The sequence below is a fragment of the Rhodoglobus aureus genome (assembly GCF_039527955.1).
Classification (GTDB): Bacteria; Actinomycetota; Actinomycetes; order Actinomycetales; family Microbacteriaceae; genus Rhodoglobus; species Rhodoglobus aureus.
The window spans coordinates 1-20,276 of sequence record NZ_BAAAKW010000070.1; the positions used below are offsets into that span (position 1 = coordinate 1).

A 20,276-nucleotide genomic window follows, 5' to 3' on the forward strand; every position below is an offset into this window, starting at 1 on the left:
ATCATCAAATGTCGGTATTGTGCGGTCAAGGAAGTGCAACCCTTCTCGGAGTGATCTCAATAACCACAACTTAGAAGGTGTTGCACTTCCGCTTAGAACCCGGGAGCGTTGACGGTTCACAGTGAGCGATGGAGAGGACAGCCCTTATTTTCGTGAGGTAGTCCGAACCGTTGACACGATCGAGCAGTACACCCGAGGTCTGGTTGGCAGCAACGCGACGATTGTACGCCGTCGACAGGGTGGCTTGCTGGCGCTGATGCTCGACATTGCGCCGACGAATCCTTTTTCGTGCGCCATCTTCGTTCTCGCAGAGCAGGAGTTGAACATCACGGTTTCTCGCGCACGGCGTTCGGCGCAGATCGAACTCTCATACTCAGGCGAGGATGCGGCAATTGCGCTGAAGGTTATTGCGGCGACGGTTGCAGGGCGTGTGTCCGAGCGGCGGGCAATCGGCCGCTCGACCGTGACCTTCACTTTCGACGATGGCCAGAGTAAATCGCTGACCTCCTACGGCTACCTTTCACTCTTCATTCCGCAGCCCGGCTGGAAGCGGTGGGGCCGGGTGGTCAATTTCGCGCCTTATGTTTATCCTGTCGCCGATCACTAAATCGAAAGCTCCCCATTCCTGACGCCTGCCCCTCTGCCCGAACGCCTGAACGCCTGAACGCCTGGCTGAGCTGGGCATAGAATGGCGGCGTCGCGGAGTCGAGACGAAATGAGGAGTCAGTGGCGAAAGCTAAAGCAGGGTGGTACGACGACGGATCGGGCAGGCAGCGCTGGTGGGATGGTCAGTTGTGGACCGACAACTTTCAGGAGCCACAGCCCGAAGAAGGTGGCCTAGGTGGTGTGATCAATAGGATCGAAGCTGAGGCGGTCGCGGGAGCCCAGCCTCGGCCCGCTCCTCAAGGAGCCAGCTACGTCGTTCTTCAGGTCATCCTCAAGGAGAAACTCTGGGGCACCGGATCAGGCAACCTCACCGAACTCGAACGGGCGGTGAATGCCCAGGCCGCATTGGGCTACCGACTGCATACGATCACCACTGCCGCATCAGGTAGCAAGGGTCTCGGTGGCGGTGATCGAATTCAAGCAACGATGGTCTTCGAGAAACTCTCCTACTAGGCACAAGCACCCCATGACCCGTGTTGCTGCTTTTGATTGCGGAACGAACTCGATCCGCCTGCTCATCGCCGACCTTGACGGGCAGGGCGGGCTGACGGATGTCGTGCGCACGCTTGAGCTCGTTCGTCTCGGTGAGGGCGTCGACCGCACAGGTCGCTTCACCGAGGCCGCGCTCGAACGCACCCTCGCGGCAACCCAAAAGTTCGCCGACCTGTGCCGCGAACACGAGGTCGAGCGCCTCCGATTCGTGGCAACATCAGCGACGCGGGATGCTGCCAACCGGGCTGAGTTCACCGACGCCGTTCAGTCCATCCTCGGTGTGCCCGCCGAGGTCATCCCCGGAACAGAAGAGGCCGCGCTGTCGTTCCGAGGCGCGCTCACGGCGCTCGCAGCATCCGACCCGGACGAGCCCACGCCCCAACACCTCGTCATCGACCTGGGCGGGGGATCCACCGAGTTGGTGCTTGGCGGCAGCGCGCCGGACTCTGCCTATTCAATGGATGTCGGCTGCGTGCGCCTGGCCGAACGAAACGTTCATAGCGATCCACCCCTCGAATCCGAACTCGACACCATCCGCCGCGACGTCACTGCAGCACTCGACGTCGCCACTGCCACTGTCGACCTCTCGCAGGCCACCGAAGTGATGGGAGTCGCGGGCACTGTCACTACGATCACCGCCCACGCGCTCGGCCTCACCTCCTACGACCCTGCAGTCATCAGCGGCAGCCGCCTACCTCTGGCTGACGTGCTCCGCTCGTGCGAAGCCCTCAGCCACATGCCCCGCGCCGAACGCGCAGCGCTGCCGTATATGCACCCTGGCCGCGTCGATGTCATCACCGCTGGCGCCGTCATCTGGTCCACCGTTCTGCAACGGATCGCGGATGCCACAGCCGCCGCCGGCCGACCGCTCGAGTGGGTCACCACAAGTGAGCACGACATCCTCGACGGCGTCGCGCTGGCTCTCGCGCCAGACGACTCTGCCGCCGAGGAGTAGATTGGGTGCCGCCGCAGTTCGCGCGCATCTACCGAAAGCGATCCATGTCTGACGCTCTACCGCTCTGCCCGAACTGTTCAAGCGACCTCGCCTACGAAATGGGCGCTCTTCTCGTGTGCCCCATGTGTGCGCACGAATGGTCGCCGAGCGAAGCGGATGCTGAAGCCGAGGCTGAGCTGGGCGCTGCGGTCATCAAGGACGCGTTTGGCACGCCGCTCGCCGATGGCGACACGGTGAGCATCATCAAGGATCTCAAGGTCAAGGGCAGCCCTTCCTCCATCAAGGTCGGGACGAAGGTGCGCAACATCCGCCTCGTTGATGGTGTCGGCGATCACGACATCGACTGCAAGGTTGACGGTTTCGGCCAGATGCAGCTCAAGTCGAGCGTCGTCAAGAAGGCCTAAGCGCGATTCTCACCGGCGTCAGAAAGCTCGTCAGATCCCAGATTGACCCGCGCGGTTTCGGGCCCGAGCGACGCACCCACCGCGATCAGCACGCCGCCGAGCGCGAGCAGCGCAGCAACCGCACCCTGCTCGCCGAGCACGCCCTGAAGTGACGGAAGGTAATACGGGTACAGGGCCGGAATGACGATCGACAGACTGTACCCAACGCCGTAGCCGCTAGAGCGCACAGCCGTCGGGAACCGTTCGACCAAATAGGCGCCGACCGGGCCGTAGGCCGAGACCGTCACCACCTGTAACGCTACGATCAACAGCACCAGCTGCGGGAGGCTTGATGCTGTGAAGATTGCCAAGAAAGCGATCGGTCCCAGAACGGCCGTCATCACCCCGAACCCGATAAAGAATGGGCGTCGACCGGTGAAGGTCGAGAGGTGTCCGCACGCCGCCATAGTAAGGGCGGAGGCGGCGGTGCCGCACATCATCGCGAACGACAGGGTTCGAGCATCCAACTCCCCACCGGCACCCAGCGCGCCACCGGCACCCAGCGCGCCACCGGCACCCAGCTGCCCCGCCAGTACCGGAATGGCCATGTTGGTGAGCAACCACATGCCGCTCATAAGAATGAATACCTGCCAGAGCGCCCGGCGGTGGGTGCCAACGAGAATTTCTTTCAGCGGGTTCGCGCGGCGCTGGGTTCGTTCCCACTTCGGAGACTCCTCAACACGAGCCCGGTAGTAGATAAGCATGCCGAACGCGAGTAGAGAGCCCAGCACGAACAGCGTCCGCCAACCCCATTCGTTATAGCTGGTCACATCGAGGGTGCTCTGCAGCACAAATACCAGGCCGGCTATCGAGGCATTTGCCCACGGCGACATCCACATGATGAGTCCGCTGACGAGCCCGCGTCGTTCAGGTTTCGACCATTCCATCGCTAGCGGAATAGCCGAGGTATATTCCCCGCCGAGGAAGATTCCGCCGAGAAATCGCAGCAGCACAATCGCAATAAGTGTTCCGCTGCCGAGCACCGTGTGGTTGGGCACGAGCGCTATCAGCAGCGTCGTTAGCGCAACCCCAGTGAGGGCGACCTTGGTTGTTGCCGTGCGGCCGATCCGGTCAGATATCGGGCCGAAGATCGCAGCACCCACAGGGCGGCCGAGCAGCGTCGCCACAAAGATTAGCCCGGCGTTACCGACTAGATTGTCCGACCCGAAAAGGTGGGCGGATGCTGGCGCCAAGGCGATAACGGGCAGGAAGATATCGAACTGGTCAACATAGTTGCCAAAGATCCCTCCTCGCACAGCGCGGCGTGTGCCCAGCGGCGCCGGCGACGACGATTGAGCGGGAATAGAGTGAAGAGAGCTGGTGAAGCGCATAAACCGTACTTCCTTTGCCGGCATTACCCGGTAGGTTTGACGGTCGAAGCTGCCTCAGCTCCCTCTCAGCCCCTGCAATCAGGCTCCCGTGTGGACGTGCAACAACTTAGCATCCCGCGCTACGGGCTGGTGGCAGCGTCCCGACCGAACCACCGCAGTACTCTCATCGCGCGCAACGTGTTCCAGCGGCTGGGCTTGCCATCACCGTCTTCCATTTCGAGGTGCACGCCGCCGGTGTGGGTGTTCTCGAGCAGCCAACGTCCATCAGCGCCGCGCTTGCCCTCGACGAGGGTGAGCGCCTCATCCATTCGTGGGTCATACCTAGCTCCGGATGCCCGAAAGTAGTCGAGTGCGCGCAGCACGTCGTAGTGCCAGCGCGGCGGAAACGAGAATTGCAGCCACTCCTCGTTGACGATCTCGCCGGTATTAAGCCGACGCATAAGGTGGCGGTCGAGCAGATACTCGTGGCCGCGCCGGCGGGCCAAAGCGACCGCCTCACTGCCACTAACGGCGACTTCGTATTCGCGCAGCCCATCGAGCACAGCGATGGTGGTGTGAAACGAGCTGCGAACCGAGCCATTCTCAGCCTCGCAATTCCACCCACCGTCGTCGAGTTGTTCGCCAAGCAGCCGTTCGACAACCCCGGCTACGCGCATGCCGTAATACGCGCCGATCCCGACGGTCAGACCGTTGATGCATGGTTCAACTTCACCATCAAAAAAGCGCGAGCCGTCGTACTCCCAGTGGCTGTTCTCTCGCACACGCTCCACTGCGCTGCGCACGAGCGACTCAGACGGATCGATACCAAGCTCGCGCAAGAATTGCAGGCTGAATGCGGTTGCGGTCCATGGTTGCCCAGGCTGGTCGTAGTGTTCGGGAAAGTAAGCTCCGCCCTCCCACTGGCCATCCGCGCCCTGAAGATCGAGCACTCGGGAACCCCACCCGGTTGTTGCCACCCGTGCGCGCTCTGAAGTGACTGTCTCGGCGGGAGCATCGGTCAGGTCTCGCAAAACTTGCCAGCGAATTGCCGGGTCGGAGTCTAAGAGCCAAGTCGGGACGTCCATGGCGCCACAGTACTCCTCAGCGCGTTTCTCTAACAGGGCGGTTGCTACGAGAAAGTGGTGAACGATTCACTGAAGGTTTTGACTCAGAGAGTTCACATCTCGCTCCAGAACACATAGAATTCTGTGGTGGTCGACTTTGTCGTCGCGGGGCTAAGCGCCAACTCCGTGCCGTATTTGACGGCCCTAGACCAGCAGCGTGCCGTGCACGCCGCCGTCGTCTCGGGTCAGCGCACCGATACCCTCGTGCTCCTTGAGCATCCGTCCGTCTACACGGCCGGCAGACGTACTGAGCCGGGTGAACGCCCGGACGACGGTACTCCCGTCATTGACACCGACCGTGGCGGAAAGATCACCTGGCACGGTCCCGGGCAGTTGGTCGGCTACCCGATCGTGCGATTGCCCGACCCGATCGACGTGGTCGCTTACGTGCGCCGGCTCGAAGAGTTCCTAATCGGCGTGCTCGCCGAACTTGGTGTGTCCGGGCATCAGGTGGAGCACCGCTCCGGTGTCTGGGTGACCACCGCCGGCCGCGACGAAAAGATTGCTGCCATCGGAATCCGCGTAGCAGATGGAGTAACCATGCACGGCTTTGCCCTGAACTGTTCCAACACGTTCGACGCCTATGAGCACATCATCGCGTGCGGCATCCGCGATGCCGGAATCACCTCGATCAGTAAGGTACTGGGCCGCACGATACGGCCGGAGGATGTCGTTCAGTTAGTTCAGGCGAGGTTCGCCGACATGTGGGAGTCGGTGCAGGCATGAGCGCTGAACCGCAGGGCCGCAAGATGTTGCGCCTGGAGATCCGTAACGCCGAGACTCCGATTGGGCGCAAACCAGAATGGATCAAGACCACGGCCAGAATGGGGCCGGAATACCGGCAGCTTCAGGAACTAGTGAAGAGCGAGAACCTGCACACCGTCTGCCAGGAAGCCGGGTGCCCGAACATCTTCGAGTGCTGGGAAGATCGGGAGGCGACCTTCCTGATTGGTGGTGCGCAGTGCACCCGGCGCTGCGACTTCTGCCAGATTGACACGGGCAAACCGGCGGCGTACGACACCGACGAACCGCGCCGTGTTGCCGAATCCGTGGTCGCGATGAACCTCCGCTACGCAACGATTACCGGTGTCGCCCGCGACGATCTGCCTGATGAAGGTGCCTGGCTGCACGCCGAGACCGTCCGTCAGATTCATGCCCAAGCTCCGGGCACTGGCGTAGAGATTCTCGCTACCGACTTCTCCGGCAACCCGGATCTGCTCAACGAGGTGTTTTCGGCGGGCCCCGAGGTGTTCGCGCATAACGTGGAAACTGTGCCGCGGATCTTCAAGCGCATCCGCCCAGCATTTCGCTATGAGCGGTCGCTTGATGTTCTGACCCAGGCGCGCAGCGCCGGAATGATCACCAAGTCAAACCTGATTCTGGGTATGGGAGAGAATCGAGCCGAGATCAGTCAGACGCTGCAAGACTTGCATGACGCCGGCACCGACATCATGACCGTCAATCAGTATTTGCGGCCGACTCCCCGTCACCTGCCCGTTGACCGATGGGTGCGTCCTGAGGAATTCATCGACATCAAAGCGGAGGCCGGGGAGATCGGATTCCTCGGTGTGCTCGCCGGTCCGCTCGTTCGGTCTTCCTACCGCGCCGGGCGACTATGGGCGCAGTCGATGCAGGCTAAGGGGCGCGACATCCCGGAGCATCTTCGGCCTCTTGCGGACGCAACGCTCGGCTTTACGCAAGCCGTTTCGTGACGCCCGCCGAGCTCATCAACGTGATGCCCTAGGCGTTGTCGCCGGGCGGTTGCCGCCCGAGCTGCAGTCAACAGCTAGACGCCAGCAGTCGGGGCCGCTTCGGCGGTACCGGCGGCCGGAACGCCAGCAGCAACATCCGCAGCCATACGTGATCGGCGATCAAGGTGGATGCCCGCAACCATGCAACGCACTGATCCGCCAGCCAACTCGATCGTAGGAATATCCAGCGGCACAATCTGGCAGCTTGCCTCGATCACCGAACGCTGAGCGGCTGTAAGGCTCTTCAACGCGCGACTCGAGAGCGCCAAAACCCGCCCTTGCGATCCCCGCAGTTCCAAAGCGTTGCCAGCAAAATTGGAAATCTGATCTGCGGTCAGATCGATCAACGTGCGACCAGGCTCCGTCAGTCGCTCGGCAATCTCCATGCGACGATCGCCAGACGCAATCAGGTCAAGGCCGATCATCGCAAAGTCCGTAGCAATGCACATCATTACGTTGGTGTGGTAGATCGGAACACCATGGCTGTCCCTGGCCTCAAACATCATTGGCTCATAGCCAAACGAGGCACAGAAACGTTCCAAGGCAAGCGGGTTCGCCCGATGTGACTCCGCAGCGTACGCGACCCGGTTGGTGTGATCAATGACCATCGCCCCGGTGCCCTCAAGGTAGATACCGTCGTGCTCAAGCCCCGAATAGTCAACGACGTCTTGAACGCGAAAATCTTGCTTGAGCATCTCGATCACATCGGTGCGACGCTCACTGCGACGGTTCGGCGCATACATCGGGTACACCGCAATACGCCCGCCACTGTGAGTTGAGAACCAGTTATTCGGGAACACGCTGTCTGGGCGCGTACTCTCAGTGTCCTCAAACACGTGGATGTTGACCCCAGCGTCGCGCAACGTTTCCGCCACCTGTGTCGACTCTGCATACGCAGCGCGAGCAATCTCATCCGGAGTGCGGGTGGGATCGGTCGACTGGAATGCGTTATCGCTGGCGGTCTGACTGTTTGGCGTGAACAGGTGCGGGCGGATGAGTATTGCGGCCGAGGGGGCCTGAACGCTCACTGACGGCCTACGCGGTGAGCACAGGTGCGCGGGAAACGAGTGAGAACAGGTCCTTGGGGTTGGCGGGGCTGGCAATGAGGTCAAGGTCTGTTGCGTAATCGGTGCCGCGAACAGCATCGAATACGTAGCGCAGTGCTGAGAAGTCTTCGATCGCGAAACCGACCGAGTCGAAAAGGGTTACTTCGGTTTCGGCTGTGCGACCGGCGGCCCGTCCGGCAAGCACTTCCCACAGTTCGGTGATGGGGGAGTCAGCCTCAAGCTGCTGAATCTCGCCCTCGATGCGGGTCTGCTCGGGGAACTCAACAAACACCGTCGCGTCGCGCACGATGTCGGCGGCGAGCTCGGTCTTACCTGGGCAATCGCCACCGATCGCGTTGAGGTGCATGCCGGGCTCGATCATGTCGGCGGTGAGGATTGTTGCGTTCGCCTTGTCTGCGGTGCAGGTAGTCACGATGTCGGCGCCAGCAGCAGCTTCTGCAGCTGAGCTCGCGCGAACGACCTCGAAGCCGAGCGGTTCGACGTTGCGAATGAACTTGTCGAGGGCTGCGGGGTCTGTGTCCCACACGCGCAGTTGGGTGATGCCGAAGCCGGCACGGAACCCGAGAGCCTGGAACTCTGACTGAGTGCCGGTACCGATCAAGGCAAGCACTCGTGAATCGGGGCGGGCGAGAGCGCGAGCGGCGAGCACCGATGTTGCGGCGGTGCGCAACGCGGTGAGCAGGGTCATCTCAGAGAAGAAGGTGGGGTAGCCGTTATCGACGCGCGCGAGCATGCCGAGAGCGGTGACCGTCTGAAAGCCGTTGGCCGGGTTCGAGGGGTGGCCGTTCACGTACTTGAAGGCAAAGGTTTCGCCATCGCTCGTAGGCATGAGTTCGATAACACCCTCGGCGGAATGTGCCGCAACGCGAGCGGACTTGTCGAACTGCGGCCACTTGGCGTAATCCTGCTCAAGGTAGCTCACGATGCCCATGATGATGGGCTCGATTCCGGTGTCGGCGATCCAGCGCCCCATGTTTTTGACGTCTACGTAGTTGACCACGGTCACTCCCTTCGTTGCGGTATGGATAGTCCCCACGTTACGAATGTGCACTATGCACCTACAACAACCATTAGACGCGATTAGTTGACAACAACTGCACATAATTGTGAGCGCTCTTATACACTTTGTACATGCCTCAACTGGATGATCTCGACCGCCGCCTGCTTGCAGCCCTCAGAGCCGACGGGCGCGAGTCAATTGCGAGCTTGGCGCGCCGCCTCGAAGTCACTCGGGCCACCGTCACCAGCCGCATCGACCGCCTCGTGAGCGGCGGAACAGTGCTGGGGTTTTCGGTGCGTATTCGCGAAGATCGTGATCCATCCTTCATCCGGGCAATCGCCTTCATCGAAGTAGAGGGGCGATCAACGGATGCCGTAATCAGCAAACTGCGCGGCTTGCCCGAAATCCACGAACTTCACACCACAAATGGGGCGTGGGATCTCGTGGCCGACATCCGCACCGACAGTCTTAGCAACTTTGACCGCGTGCTGGCCCGCATGCGCAATGTCGAGGGCGTTGTGAACAGTGAGACGAGCCTGCTGCTGAGTTCGGCGCTGCTTTGAGCCTTTTCTTCGCTGGCACAGGCACGAGCATCCACCCAGCATTGCTATGCTGCGCTAACAACTGAACATCGGGCCGCAACACGATGCGGGAGAGCCGGGCACACGGCGTTTATTCAACACACGTTGACCTAACGCCCGCACGGCACCGAAGGAGCAAGCCTCCCCGCCAATCTCTCAGGTTCACGTACCGCATCGCACTGGCCACTCTGGAAAGAGAACCTCGCATCACCCTGAGGTTCCGCCGACGGTGAAAGCGCACTAGTTTGAAGGTGCGTGAAGCTCTCAGGCTCATCACAGAGGGGGAGTTCTATTCACTAGCCACTCGCCAGGAGAACTCCGTGACCGATGTACCTACTACCTCAGGTTCACCCGCTGAATCGTCACCTGCTGCGGTGAGGTATTCACCGCTGCACAGCATCCACGAACAGTTGGGTGCTGCGTTCACCGACTTTGCTGGCTGGATGATGCCGGTGCGGTATAGCTCTGACCTCGCCGAGCACCATGCTGTGCGCGCTGCGGCGGGTATTTTTGACATCTCTCATATGGCAGAAATTCATGTGCGGGGCACCGATGTCGGCGCCTTCCTTGATTATGCGCTTGCGGGCAAGCTTTCGGGCATTGCGCTCGCGCAGGCCAAGTACAGCCTGCTGCTCAACGAGGCTGGCGGCATCATCGACGATCTCGTCACCTACCGACTGGCTGATGAGCACTTCTTGGTGGTTGCCAACGCGGGTAATCGTTTCGCTGCTGCAACGGCGCTCGCCGAACGCGCTGCCGACTTCGATGTCGCTGTGACCGACGAAAGCGATGACTACGCGCTCATCGCCGTGCAGGGGCCGGTTTCTCGGGCCATCCTCGAAGCGACCGCAGGCCTCGCCAGCTGTGCAACCCCACTCGATGAGCTCAAGTACTACCGCGAAACCGCCGCCACTTTCAACGGCCACGACCTCATCATTGGTCGCACCGGCTACACCGGTGAAGACGGTTTCGAACTTTACCTTCACGTGGATGCCGCAGCCGACCTGTGGGCAGCGCTCACGGTTGCCGGAGAACCTCTCGGTCTCGTGCCCGCCGGTCTCGCCTGCCGCGACACCTTGCGCCTTGAAGCGGGCATGCCGCTCTACGGTCACGAGCTGAACCTGAACACTTTCCCGGTGCAGGCCGGTCTTGGTCGTGTTGTTGCCCTCAGCAAGGAGGGCGACTTCGTGGGTCGCGCTGCGATCCAAGCGGGGCCGGATGCCGGTGCCCGAGTTCTCGTAGGCCTTGCGGCCGAGGGGCGTCGTGCCGGTCGCGCTGACTACCTCATCTTCAACGGCGACACCGAGGTGGGAGTCATCACCTCTGGAGCACTGTCGCCAACCCTTGGCCACCCGATTGCCATGGCTTACGTCGACCCCGACGTGAGCGAAGTTGGCACCGAGCTTCATATTGATGTGCGGGGCAGTCGCATCGCTGCATCCGTTGTTTCCCTACCCTTCTATAAGAGAGAGGCCTGATCATGGCTGAGAAGAGCGAATTGCAGTACACCGCCGAGCACGAGTGGGTGCTCGTTGACGGAAACGTCGCGACTGTCGGAATCACCGACTACGCAGCGGGCAAGCTGGGCGACATCGTTTTCGTCGATCTGCCCAAAGTTGGCGACACGGTTGCTCTCGGCAAGATTGTTGGCGAGATCGAGTCAACCAAATCTGTCGGAGAAATCTTTGCTCCCGTCGCGGGCACCATCGTTGAAGCTAACGATGCAGTCTCAGGCAGTCCCGAACTCGTCAACAGCGATCCCTTTGGCGAGGGCTGGCTTGTGAAGATCGAATTTTCCGAACTCCCGTCGATGCTCAGCCTCGACGAGTACACCGCACTGACAGGCGACTAATGCCCAATCCTTTTATCAGCGGCACTTTTGCCGACCGTCACATCGGCACGGATGCTGCCGCACAGGCGAGCATGCTTGCCGCCGTGGGTTACGACAGCCTCGAAGCGCTCGTGGATGCCGCAGTTCCGCCCGCGATTCACCAGACTCCCGTCGTGAATTCCACGATCCCGGCTCCTGCCTCCGAGCGCGAGGCGCTCGCTGAACTCCGTGCCCTCGCGGGTGCGAACAAGGTTCGCCGCAGCATGATTGGTCTCGGCTACTACGACACCATCACGCCAGCCGTCATCAAGCGCAACGTGTTCGAGAACCCGAGCTGGTACACCGCCTACACGCCGTACCAGCCTGAGATCTCGCAGGGTCGCCTAGAAGCGCTCATCAACTTCCAGACGATGGTTGCTGACCTCGCCGGAATGACCACCACAAACGCGTCGATGCTCGACGAGGGAACCTCTGCGGTTGAGGGAATGCTGTTGGCTCGTCGCGCAACCCGCGTGGAGTCAAACGTGTTCATCGTCGACGCAGATACTCTTCCGCAAACCAAGGCTCTGCTCGCGAATCGCGCGGAGGCGGTCGGGATTGAGCTAGTTGAGCTTGACCTGGCGACCCTGGCGGCGAACCCCGTACTGCCCTCATGCTTTGGCGCGCTCATCCAGTACCCGGGTGCTACGGGTCGAGTCTGGGATTCCAGCGAGGTAATCGCTGCGGTCAAGGCTCACGGTGGGCTCGCGGTTGTCGCGGCCGATCTACTCGCTCTCACGATTCTCAAGTCTCCGGGCGAACTCGGCGCCGACGTTGCTGTCGGAACCACCCAGCGCTTTGGTGTGCCGATGGGCTTCGGCGGACCGCACGCCGGCTACATGTCGGTGCGTTCTGGCCTCGAACGTCAGCTGCCCGGTCGTCTCGTTGGCGTATCTCAGGATTCCGCCGGCGACCCCGCCTACCGTCTCTCCTTGCAAGCTCGCGAGCAGCACATTCGCCGCGAGAAGGCCACCTCCAACATCTGTACCGCCCAGGTGTTGCTTGCGGTTATGGCATCCATGTATGCCGTTTACCACGGACCTCAGGGGCTCAAGCGGATCGCTCAGCGCATCCACCATGACACCGCTAAGTTTGCGGCACGCTTACGCGCCGCCGGCTACACAATCGAGAACGACACCTTCTTCGATACCCTCTCGGTGACGAAGACAGGCCAGGCCGATGCGATCGCCGCTAAGGCGCTCGAGCTCGACATCCTGCTCTATGTCGTGGATGCCGACACGGTGCGCCTCAGCTTCGACGAGGTCTCGACCCAGCCTTATGAAGGCATCTTCGCGTCGCAAAAGAACGACCTCGCGCAGGCGTTCGGACTGGATGACGGTGTCACCACGGTGCTCGACGACGCCAGCATTCCTGAGGCTCTCAACCGCACGAGCGAGTACCTCACCCACCCGGTGTTCAACACACACCGCTCGGAGACGAGCATGATGCGGTACCTCAAGTACCTCGCAGACAAAGATTACGCGCTCGACCGCGGCATGATCCCGCTGGGCTCGTGCACGATGAAGCTCAACGCTGCGACCGAGATGGAAGCGGTGAGCTGGCCGGAGTTTGCGGGCATCCACCCCTTCGCTCCCGCTGAGGATGTTTCTGGCTACCTGGTGATGATCTCGCACCTTGAGTCATGGCTGTCAGAAGTTACCGGTTACGACACAGCGTCGCTGCAACCCAATGCGGGCAGCCAGGGCGAGCTTGCGGGCCTGCTCGCGATTCGTAGCTACCACCGTGCGAACGGCGATATCGATCGCACGATCTGCCTTATCCCGTCGAGCGCGCACGGCACGAACGCCGCCAGTGCGGTGCTCGCCGGCATGCGCGTCGTTGTTGTCGCCTGTGATGACCTCGGAAATGTGGATCTCGGTGACTTGCGCGCAAAGATCGCCGAGCACGCGAGTGAAATCGCGGCGCTCATGATCACCTACCCCTCTACCCACGGTGTCTACGAGCACGAAGTGCGTGAAATCACGCAGGCTGTGCACGATGCCGGCGGACAGGTCTACGTTGACGGTGCCAACCTCAACGCCCTGCTCGGTTACGCGCGGTTTGGTGACTTCGGCGGAGACGTCAGCCACCTCAACCTCCACAAGACGTTCTGCATCCCTCACGGTGGCGGCGGGCCCGGCGTCGGACCAGTCGTCGCGAAGGCACACCTGGCAGAGTTCTTGCCCGGCCACCCAATGGCGCAGAGCACGCACCATCCGGCATTCGACATGCGGACCGGTGAGGCCGGCCCGTATGTTCACGCTGGGGGAGCGATCAGTGCTGCGCCGTATGGCAGCCCCAGTATTCTGCCGATCACGTGGGCTTACGTTCGCATGATGGGTGCCGAGGGTCTCAAGGCTGCAACCGGTGCCGCTGTACTTTCCGCAAACTACATTGCGGTTCGCCTGCGCGAGCACTTCCCCGTGCTCTACGCGGGAGACAACGGTCTCGTGGCGCACGAGTGCATTCTCGACCTGCGTCCGCTCAAGGAGGCGACGGGCATCGACAACAACGATTTCGCTAAGCGCCTCATTGACTACGGCTTCCACGCGCCAACGATGTCGTTCCCGGTATCGGGAACGCTCATGGTGGAACCCACCGAGAGCGAAGACCTCGCCGAGCTTGATCGCTTCATCGACGCGATGATCGCTATCAAGGCTGAAGCGGATGCTGTAGCAGCCGGAACTTGGCCCGCCGACGACAATCCGCTCATCAATGCTCCGCACACGGCGCATTCTGTGATCTCGGGTGACTGGCAGCACGCGTACTCGCGTGAGCAGGCCGTGTACCCGTTGCGCTCGCTCGTCTCTGGCAAGTACTGGCCGCCGGTTCGTCGCGTTGACAATGCGTTCGGCGATCGCAATCTGGTGTGCTCGTGCCCGCCGATTGAGGCGTTCGCAGAGTAAGTAACAGAGTTCACGCTGCTAGTCCGCTAGTGCACCAACGGCGCGTGCGGAATCGATCCAGTTCGATTCTGCACGCGCCGCACTAGTCAACCTGCGGCGTCTTCTGCTGCCGGGTCTTCGTTAAGAAATCCTCCGGTTTTGCTGGATATTTTCTCGCTTCCTGTTGTAGTGTCCCTCTGATGGGTGGCATGTGGTCGACCCGACGACCATGAAACGCCACTTCATCGACTGGAGACTTCGTGACTACCCGACGGCATCGCCACCGAAAATCATTTCTGGACCGGCTGAAGCGACGCTGGTGGATGGTACCCATCGTGCTGGTTTCCGTGGCGGCCGTGGCCGTCACCAGCATCCAGTTCGGCACTGTCGGTTGGCTAACCAACGCTTTCGGGTCGATCGCGGGGGGATGTGCCGAGCTGCGACCCATCGTTATTGCGGCAGACCCTTCGATCGCCCCAGCGCTCACGACCGTAGCGGCGCAATTCGATGAGGCCGACGGCAATTGCACGACAACCGAGATTCGTTCGGTAGTCTCCGCAGACGCCGCAGCGCTCTTTGCCTCCGGCGTTGCGGGCGACCTCGATGCCTGGGTTCCAGACTCGAGCGCCTGGCTCGATCGCTCCGTGACGATGGCCACCTCGCTGGGGCTCGCAGCTCCAGAGTTCGAGCTCGGTGACTATATAGCGAGCACCCCGGTAGTCCAGGCCGCGACAGCGTCGCAGGTGTCCGATCTCACCGAAACGCCTCTGTCCTGGATGGCATTGCTGACCAGGACGGCGAGCACGCTGTTGCCTGACCCGGAATCCTCCGGAGCTAGTCTCGCCGGTCTTGCCCAACTGAAGTCGGTGTCATCTGACACGGATCCACGACAGTTCGCGGGCGCGATGATCGCCATGGGCAAGACGATTCCGCAGTCAGCCGCCGCCGCATTCGAGATCGTTACTGCGGCCAAGGTGCCCACCGTCGTTGTGACCACGGAGCGGGAGGTCGCCGCATACAACGCGTCGTCGCCAGCCTCGCCAATGATCGCGCTTTATCCGTCAGACGGGACTGTGAAGCTCACGTACCCCTTCGTCGAGGTTCTTGGTGACGCTCAGGAATCCGCAGCCGCAGCGTCTGGCAGCGCTTGCCGTTGCGGCTCGCTCCTCTGTCGACGTGTTAGCCGGCGAAGGTTTCCGTGATGCTGATGGTGGCGGTGACCTGAGGCTGTCTGGAGTTCCCGCGACCGCCACGGCAGCGCAGCCCACGGCCGATGCTGCAGTTCAGATTGAGATTCTGCGCGCGTGGAGTGTTCTCACCCTTCGGTCGCGTCTTCTGGTCGTGATCGACGTATCCGGCTCGATGCTCGAACCCGCCAGCAACGGGTCGGCACCCAGGACTGGGAAGACTTGTCTCCGATCGCCCCGCTCTCCGATCCTGCCCACGTGAAGCAGATCAATGGCGTCGTTGCGTCATTGCCCGAGCGGTTCTATGGCTACACCGGGCTGTACGACACGATCCTGGCCGCGGTGAAACGAGTAAAGGAAGATTACGACCCCACGAAGGTCAACTCCGTTCTCCTCATCACCGATGGTTTCAATGAGGATGACAACGGCATCAGCCTGAAAACGCTCTTAAAGAGCCTGAAGGCGATAGAGGATCCAAAGGAACCCGTTCCGGTGCTCCTGATTGGTTTTGGTCCCGATACCGACCTCACGTCGATGACGACAATCGCTCAGTCGACGGGTGGTGCGGCATACTCAGCCGCTGTTCCGGAAGATCTAGGCAAGGTGCTGGTGGATGCCCTCACACAGCGGGCCTGCCGCCCGAACTGTTCCTAGCTACCCCGTTGCCAGCCACGGACTGGCAACGGGGAGGCGCGCACGCTAGCGAGTTTCGTTGTCGTCGCTGATGCTGACCATCCAGGTGACGGAGTAGCGGTCGACGACCATCCCGAAGACGCCGCCCCAGTCGGGGCGCTCAAGTGGCATGGCTACGTGACCGCCATCGCAAAGTTTCTCCCAGTAGCCTTCCAGAGCGGCTTTTTCGCTGAGGAAGCCGCCTATGGAAATCGACATCGATCCACCCGGTGTGTATTCCATACTCTTTGGGGTGTCGGCCATCATGAGCGTGATGCCGGCAGGCGACTCCAGCTGTCCGTGCATTACCCACTCTTGCTCTTCTGGATCTTGGCTGGCCTGAAAGTCAGCGAACGTATGAATCTCTGTCGTGCCACCGAAGACGGACTGGTAGTAAGCAAGAGCTTCACGAGCGTTGTTTCGGAAGCTGAGGTAAGGGTTGGACTTCATCGTCTTTCTTTCTTTCTTTCTTTCTTTCTTTCTTTCTTTCTTTCTTTCTTTCTTTGGGGGAGCGAGGCTCGAGTGGGAAGCGCGGAGCTAGCTGCTGGCTAGCACGACGGGAAACTCAAGTCTTGTGAGCAGCTGTTCTTCTGCTACTTCATCAGCACTATTGAGGTAGATCTCACGAGGTGGACCTGCGTGCGTGTGCCCGTGCTGCGTGAACCAGCCGAAGACAGAGTTGTAGGTGGCTTTGAGCCCGTCGTACGAGCCGACGTGGGTCACGGTCGCGACAACGCCGCCCGGCAGCTCGTGTGAGCGGAGCGTCGGATGCTCGCCAAACGCTTCTGAAACGGGAACACACACTTCGCACTTCCACGGGCGATCCGCGTGCATCTCTTCCATGTAGACGGCGATCAGGGGACCGATCACAGTCATCTGTGCCTCGGTTACGTTCTGAACGAGGCTGCCGATCGCGCGGGTCATGTCTTCCGGCAGCGCGGCCATCGTGGTGGAGAATTCCAGCCCAGCAACTAATCGCGTGGCTACGGTCTCAACAATGATTTCCGGCGACATGCGAGACACTTTACGCTTCACGAGTGTCAAACGGTACCCATTGTTCAGGGTGGTCGGTAGTGACGGACCCAAGCGGGTTTAGCTCCCTGAGTCGCCCGAGCCAAAGAGATCGGGGAAGGCTACTGCCGCCCATCCGTATCCGACAAAGATCGCCGCATCGATCAGCGTGTGCGCGATCACGAGGGGGAGCACCCGGCGATAGCGCGTGTAGAGCCAGCCGAAAAGCAGGCCCATCGCCACGTTGCCGATGAAGGCTCCGATGCCCTGGTAGAGGTGGTACGTGCCCCGGAGTAGAGATGTCGAAACGATAATCTGCCAGCGACCCCAGCCCAGATCACCGAGTCGCGCATACAGGTAGCCGATCACGATTACTTCTTCGGTGATGCCGGCCCGAAGTGCGGAGAGCAGCAGCACCGGAACGGTCCACCAGTATTGGTCGAGCGCTGCAGGAACCACGTTTACCGTCAGGCCGAGACTGCGTCCGACGAGGTACACAGCGATGCCGGGGATTCCGATAGCTAGGGCCAGCGCGATACCGCTCAGCCCGTCGCGGGCGGGGCGTGTGAAGTCGATGCCGAGGCGAGCAAGTCCGGGCCTCGTTGCGCTCCACAGCAGAAACGCTACGAGTGCCACCGGGGCGAGGTCGAAAGTTATCCCCAAAATTTGGTAAATCAGGTCGAAAGTGGGCCGCGCACTCAGCGAGGAATTGAGTGTCGCTGTCTGCTGAGACAGCGGTTCAACGCGGGTCAGTCGATTCGTGATCGACACGACTGAATAAATTGCGGATGCCCCAAGCGACAACGCAAGAACGATCGAGATTTCTGCCCACAGTCTGCCCCGCGACTGTGGCAGAAAGGGTGACGAGGTCACTCGGGGCTGCGCGTTGCGCAGGCGGGGGTGCCGCCCGGGAGGCGGTGGCGGTAGCGCGCAACAAAGCGATAGGCGAGCGCGCTGAGGGAACTGAATGGCTCGGCGGCGATGAGGTGACCGAGGAAGCGCCATCCGATGGTTGGTTGGCTTCGCAGGATTGCCGAGAGGGCAAGGTGGCCTGCAAATTGTCGAGTAGGAGTCACGAACCAGGCTGCTTTCTCGACATCGTCGCGAGTGAGCGCGTAGTCATCGAGATCGATCCATTGCCACGGTGTGCTGGCCGGAAATTCGGGAAGCATCGCTTGCAGTCGATCGACCCACAGAGTGCAAAATGCGCAGTCTCCATCGAAAATAAGCACCCTAGTTGATAGCTCGTGAGCAGAGCCTGTGGCTTCCATAGCTCGATGTTAACTCATGATGCTGTGCGCTCCTCGCTGGGACTTTGCGCAGAATTCCTCTGTCTGCCGTGATTTGTGCGCGAATTATCTGCAACCTCTGCACATAATCTTCACGAGCGTTACTGGTGTGTAACGTTTGGCTTTACAGTTTTGAATGGGGCATCCCCCCGTTTAGGGTGTGAACTATCAAGCGCGGTGCGGCGCCAAAATTTCCGTGCCGTTTGCAAAATTCTGCACAGGAGGAAACTTTGAAAAGATCACGCATAGGCTTCAGCGCCGTCGCGCTGTTGTCGGCCTCGGCACTCGTTCTTGCGGGTTGCTCGGCGAGTGAGGCGCCCGCAGAGGGCGACACCGCCGCGATCATCACCACAAACGGTAGTGAGCCACAGCAGTCGCTCATTCCGACAAACACCACCGAAACTGGTGGCGGTAAGGTAATCACCTCGATCTTTGCTGGTCTAGTTTCTTACACCGCTGATGGCGATGTAGAGAACGAAGTTGCCAAGTCAATTGAGTCCAAAGATGGACAAAAATGGACGGTAACGCTCAACGAAGGTTGGGAATTCACCAATGGTGAGCCCGTCACCTCTGAGTCCTTCGTCAAGGCGTGGCAGTACGGTGCCTTGCTTAGCAATGCGCAGAGCTCTTCGTACTTCTTCGACAACATTGAGGGCTTCAGCTACGACGAAGACTCCGAGCTAACCGGGCTTGAGGTCGTTAGCGACACCGAGTTCACCGTGAACCTGATCAACCCTGAGGCTGACTTCCCGCTGCGTCTCGGCTACTCGGCATTCATGCCGTTGCCTGAGGCTGCTTGGGAAGACCTTGACGCTTTCGGTGAGAACCCGATCGGTAATGGTCCGTACATGCTCGACGGCGAAGGCGCCTGGCAGCATGACGTTCAGATTGACCTCGTCACGAACCCCGACTACGATGGTGTTCGTGCGCCCTTAAACGGTGGTGTCTCGATTATCTTCTACACCAGCCAAGACGCGGCCTATGCTGACGCTCTCGGTGGCAACCTCGATATCCTCGATGCTGTCCCAGACTCCGCATTCCAGACCTACAAGTCGGACTTCCCGGATCGTTGGGTTAACCAGCCTGCTGCGATCTTCCAAGCATTCAACATGCCTTACTACCTTGACCACTGGTCCGGGGAAGAGGGAGAGCTGCGTCGTGCAGCAATCTCGATGGCAATTGACCGTCAGGAAATCACGAATGTCATCTTCCAGGGCACCCGCACTCCGGCAACCGACTTCACATCACCCGTAATCGCTGGTCACTCCGACAGCCTTGCCGGTGCTGAAGTTCTTGAGTTCAACCCCGAAGAAGCCGCAAGCCTGTGGGCTGAAGCTGACGCTATCTCGCCGTACGGTGACACCGTATTCGACGTCGCCTACAACGCAGATGGTGGACACCAGGCATGGGTTGACGCTGTTGCAAACAGCATCAGCAACACGCTGGGCATTGAGGCTGTTGGTAAGGCATACCCCACGTTCGCGGATGCACTCAACGACCGTGATGCCAAGCTGCTGACCGGTGCGACTCGTGCCGGATGGCAGGCTGACTACCCGTCGCTGTACAACTTCCTCGGCCCGCTCTACGTTGATGGTGCTGGCTCGAACAAGGAAGGCTACTCGAGCCCCCGGTTCGAGAAGGTCCTCGCAGAGGGCGCAAGCGCGTCGTCGGTAGAAGAAGCAACCGCGAAGTACCAGGAAGCTCAGGAAATTCTTCTGGCCGACCTGCCTTCGATCCCGCTGTGGTACTCGAACGTTGTCGGTGTCTGGTCCGACAGCGTAGAAAATGTTGTATTCGGTTGGGACTCCGTCCCGCTGTACCACGAGGTAACCAAGGGCTAATTAGCTCCTAGTTTTACCCAGTTTCCACTCTCAACGTGTGATGTCCGGGGCCGCAGGTAGCCCCGGGCATTGCACTGAGTATCTTCATTCAGCGATTGAGACTCCTATGTTTATCCGTTCCATCGAGGGAAC

Annotated in this window: 21 protein-coding genes and 2 riboswitches; of the genes, 13 read left to right on the forward strand and 8 right to left on the reverse strand. The window is 60.6% G+C overall.

Going from position 1 to position 20,276, the window contains the following annotated elements; genetic code table 11:
- Nucleotides 1-121: 121 nt before the first annotated feature.
- From ABD112_RS13870 to ABD112_RS13885, 4 genes are all read left to right on the forward strand, one after another.
- Nucleotides 122-607, forward strand: coding sequence for a hypothetical protein (locus ABD112_RS13870; protein WP_343926764.1), 486 nt, complete (start codon nucleotides 122-124; stop codon nucleotides 605-607).
- A 119-nt stretch (nucleotides 608-726) separates the two neighbouring features.
- Nucleotides 727-1,119 (forward strand): DUF2510 domain-containing protein, encoded by a 393-nt coding sequence (locus ABD112_RS13875; protein WP_343926765.1) that lies wholly within the window; start codon nucleotides 727-729, stop codon nucleotides 1,117-1,119.
- A 13-nt stretch (nucleotides 1,120-1,132) separates the two neighbouring features.
- Nucleotides 1,133-2,113: a Ppx/GppA phosphatase family protein gene (locus tag ABD112_RS13880; protein ID WP_343926766.1), complete on the forward strand. Its 981-nt coding sequence runs from the start codon at nucleotides 1,133-1,135 to the stop codon at nucleotides 2,111-2,113.
- Nucleotides 2,114-2,157: 44 nt separating this feature from the next.
- Complete coding sequence (locus ABD112_RS13885; protein WP_343926767.1) at nucleotides 2,158-2,517, forward strand: zinc ribbon domain-containing protein YjdM; 360 nt, start codon at nucleotides 2,158-2,160, stop codon at nucleotides 2,515-2,517.
- Here the strand turns inward: ABD112_RS13885 and ABD112_RS13890 are convergent.
- Both ABD112_RS13890 and ABD112_RS13895 read right to left on the reverse strand, forming a co-directional pair.
- On the reverse strand, nucleotides 2,514-3,887 hold the full coding sequence (locus ABD112_RS13890) for an MFS transporter (protein ID WP_343926768.1): 1,374 nt from the start codon (nucleotides 3,885-3,887) through the stop codon (nucleotides 2,514-2,516). The two genes, ABD112_RS13885 and ABD112_RS13890, sit on opposite strands and share 4 nt — an antisense overlap.
- A gap of 119 nt (nucleotides 3,888-4,006) precedes the next feature.
- On the reverse strand, nucleotides 4,007-4,951 hold the full coding sequence (locus tag ABD112_RS13895) for a prenyltransferase/squalene oxidase repeat-containing protein (RefSeq protein ID WP_343926769.1): 945 nt from the start codon (nucleotides 4,949-4,951) through the stop codon (nucleotides 4,007-4,009).
- Between the two features lie 126 nt (nucleotides 4,952-5,077).
- Between ABD112_RS13895 and lipB the strand changes: the two genes are divergently transcribed.
- Together lipB and lipA are read left to right on the forward strand one after the other, a co-directional pair.
- Nucleotides 5,078-5,716, forward strand: coding sequence for a lipoyl(octanoyl) transferase LipB (lipB, locus tag ABD112_RS13900; protein WP_343926770.1), 639 nt, complete (start codon nucleotides 5,078-5,080; stop codon nucleotides 5,714-5,716).
- Nucleotides 5,713-6,702, forward strand: coding sequence for a lipoyl synthase (lipA, locus tag ABD112_RS13905; RefSeq protein WP_343926771.1), 990 nt, complete (start codon nucleotides 5,713-5,715; stop codon nucleotides 6,700-6,702). Before lipB ends, lipA begins: the two co-directional genes overlap by 4 nt.
- Nucleotides 6,703-6,776: 74 nt before the next feature.
- On the opposite strand, the gene ctlX is transcribed toward lipA, so the two are convergent.
- Together ctlX and ABD112_RS13915 are read right to left on the reverse strand one after the other, a co-directional pair.
- Nucleotides 6,777-7,769, reverse strand: coding sequence for a citrulline utilization hydrolase CtlX (gene ctlX / locus ABD112_RS13910; protein ID WP_343926772.1), 993 nt, complete (start codon nucleotides 7,767-7,769; stop codon nucleotides 6,777-6,779).
- A 7-nt stretch (nucleotides 7,770-7,776) separates the two neighbouring features.
- Complete coding sequence (locus tag ABD112_RS13915) at nucleotides 7,777-8,808, reverse strand: ornithine cyclodeaminase (RefSeq protein ID WP_343926818.1); 1,032 nt, start codon at nucleotides 8,806-8,808, stop codon at nucleotides 7,777-7,779.
- Between the two features lie 131 nt (nucleotides 8,809-8,939).
- Here ABD112_RS13915 and ABD112_RS13920 point away from each other — a divergent pair, with 131 nt between their 5' ends.
- The 6 genes from ABD112_RS13920 (at nucleotide 8,940) to ABD112_RS13945 (ending at nucleotide 15,985) form a co-directional block, all read left to right on the forward strand.
- A complete protein-coding gene (locus ABD112_RS13920) occupies nucleotides 8,940-9,371 on the forward strand; it encodes an Lrp/AsnC family transcriptional regulator (RefSeq protein ID WP_343926773.1) in 432 nt (143 codons plus the stop codon).
- 76 nt (nucleotides 9,372-9,447) lie between these two features.
- Nucleotides 9,448-9,571: riboswitch (glycine riboswitch) on the forward strand.
- A 1-nt stretch (nucleotide 9,572) separates the two neighbouring features.
- A riboswitch (glycine riboswitch) is annotated at nucleotides 9,573-9,675 on the forward strand.
- A 34-nt stretch (nucleotides 9,676-9,709) separates the two neighbouring features.
- Nucleotides 9,710-10,867: a glycine cleavage system aminomethyltransferase GcvT gene (gene gcvT / locus ABD112_RS13925; protein WP_343926774.1), complete on the forward strand. Its 1,158-nt coding sequence runs from the start codon at nucleotides 9,710-9,712 to the stop codon at nucleotides 10,865-10,867.
- A gap of 2 nt (nucleotides 10,868-10,869) precedes the next feature.
- Nucleotides 10,870-11,241 carry a glycine cleavage system protein GcvH gene (gcvH, locus tag ABD112_RS13930; RefSeq protein WP_343926775.1) on the forward strand — a complete coding sequence of 124 codons (372 nt, stop codon included), beginning with the start codon at nucleotides 10,870-10,872 and terminating at the stop codon, nucleotides 11,239-11,241.
- Nucleotides 11,241-14,165 carry an aminomethyl-transferring glycine dehydrogenase gene (gcvP, locus tag ABD112_RS13935; protein ID WP_343926776.1) on the forward strand — a complete coding sequence of 975 codons (2,925 nt, stop codon included), beginning with the start codon at nucleotides 11,241-11,243 and terminating at the stop codon, nucleotides 14,163-14,165. Before gcvH ends, gcvP begins: the two co-directional genes overlap by 1 nt.
- Nucleotides 14,166-14,479: 314 nt before the next feature.
- On the forward strand, nucleotides 14,480-15,346 hold the full coding sequence (locus tag ABD112_RS13940; protein WP_343926777.1) for a substrate-binding domain-containing protein: 867 nt from the start codon (nucleotides 14,480-14,482) through the stop codon (nucleotides 15,344-15,346).
- A 102-nt stretch (nucleotides 15,347-15,448) separates the two neighbouring features.
- Nucleotides 15,449-15,985, forward strand: coding sequence for a vWA domain-containing protein (locus tag ABD112_RS13945; protein WP_343926778.1), 537 nt, complete (start codon nucleotides 15,449-15,451; stop codon nucleotides 15,983-15,985).
- 45 nt (nucleotides 15,986-16,030) lie between these two features.
- Here the strand turns inward: ABD112_RS13945 and ABD112_RS13950 are convergent, their stop codons facing one another.
- The 4 genes from ABD112_RS13950 to ABD112_RS13965 form a co-directional block, all read right to left on the reverse strand.
- On the reverse strand, nucleotides 16,031-16,453 hold the full coding sequence (locus ABD112_RS13950; RefSeq protein WP_343926779.1) for a VOC family protein: 423 nt from the start codon (nucleotides 16,451-16,453) through the stop codon (nucleotides 16,031-16,033).
- An 87-nt stretch (nucleotides 16,454-16,540) separates the two neighbouring features.
- Entirely contained in the window at nucleotides 16,541-17,017 is a 477-nt protein-coding gene (locus tag ABD112_RS13955) for a GyrI-like domain-containing protein (protein WP_343926780.1), read from the reverse strand.
- 78 nt (nucleotides 17,018-17,095) lie between these two features.
- On the reverse strand, nucleotides 17,096-17,887 hold the full coding sequence (locus tag ABD112_RS13960) for a CPBP family intramembrane glutamic endopeptidase (protein WP_343926781.1): 792 nt from the start codon (nucleotides 17,885-17,887) through the stop codon (nucleotides 17,096-17,098).
- Nucleotides 17,884-18,186 (reverse strand): thiol-disulfide oxidoreductase DCC family protein, encoded by a 303-nt coding sequence (locus ABD112_RS13965; RefSeq protein WP_425563846.1) that lies wholly within the window; start codon nucleotides 18,184-18,186, stop codon nucleotides 17,884-17,886. The genes ABD112_RS13960 and ABD112_RS13965 overlap by 4 nt, the downstream gene beginning before the upstream one ends.
- Before the next feature lie 347 nt (nucleotides 18,187-18,533).
- Here ABD112_RS13965 and ABD112_RS13970 point away from each other — a divergent pair, with 347 nt between their 5' ends.
- Complete coding sequence (locus ABD112_RS13970) at nucleotides 18,534-20,144, forward strand: peptide ABC transporter substrate-binding protein (protein ID WP_343926783.1); 1,611 nt, start codon at nucleotides 18,534-18,536, stop codon at nucleotides 20,142-20,144.
- The last annotated feature ends 132 nt before the right edge of the window (nucleotides 20,145-20,276 follow it).

Bases quoted from the DNA above. Each gene is read 5' to 3' on its own strand.
- ABD112_RS13880 (WP_343926766.1), top strand. From the start codon at position 1,133: ATGACCCGTGTTGCTGCTTTTGATTGCGGAACGAACTCGATCCGCCTG.
- ABD112_RS13885 (WP_343926767.1), top strand. From the start codon at position 2,158: ATGTCTGACGCTCTACCGCTCTGCCCGAACTGTTCAAGCGACCTCGCC.
- ABD112_RS13890 (WP_343926768.1), bottom strand. From the start codon at position 3,887: ATGCGCTTCACCAGCTCTCTTCACTCTATTCCCGCTCAATCGTCGTCG.
- ABD112_RS13895 (WP_343926769.1), bottom strand. From the start codon at position 4,951: ATGGACGTCCCGACTTGGCTCTTAGACTCCGACCCGGCAATTCGCTGG.
- lipA (WP_343926771.1), top strand. From the start codon at position 5,713: ATGAGCGCTGAACCGCAGGGCCGCAAGATGTTGCGCCTGGAGATCCGT.
- ABD112_RS13920 (WP_343926773.1), top strand. From the start codon at position 8,940: ATGCCTCAACTGGATGATCTCGACCGCCGCCTGCTTGCAGCCCTCAGA.
- gcvH (WP_343926775.1), top strand. From the start codon at position 10,870: ATGGCTGAGAAGAGCGAATTGCAGTACACCGCCGAGCACGAGTGGGTG.
- gcvP (WP_343926776.1), top strand. From the start codon at position 11,241: ATGCCCAATCCTTTTATCAGCGGCACTTTTGCCGACCGTCACATCGGC.
- ABD112_RS13950 (WP_343926779.1), bottom strand. From the start codon at position 16,453: ATGAAGTCCAACCCTTACCTCAGCTTCCGAAACAACGCTCGTGAAGCT.
- ABD112_RS13955 (WP_343926780.1), bottom strand. From the start codon at position 17,017: ATGTCGCCGGAAATCATTGTTGAGACCGTAGCCACGCGATTAGTTGCT.
- ABD112_RS13965 (WP_425563846.1), bottom strand. From the start codon at position 18,186: ATGCTTCCCGAATTTCCGGCCAGCACACCGTGGCAATGGATCGATCTC.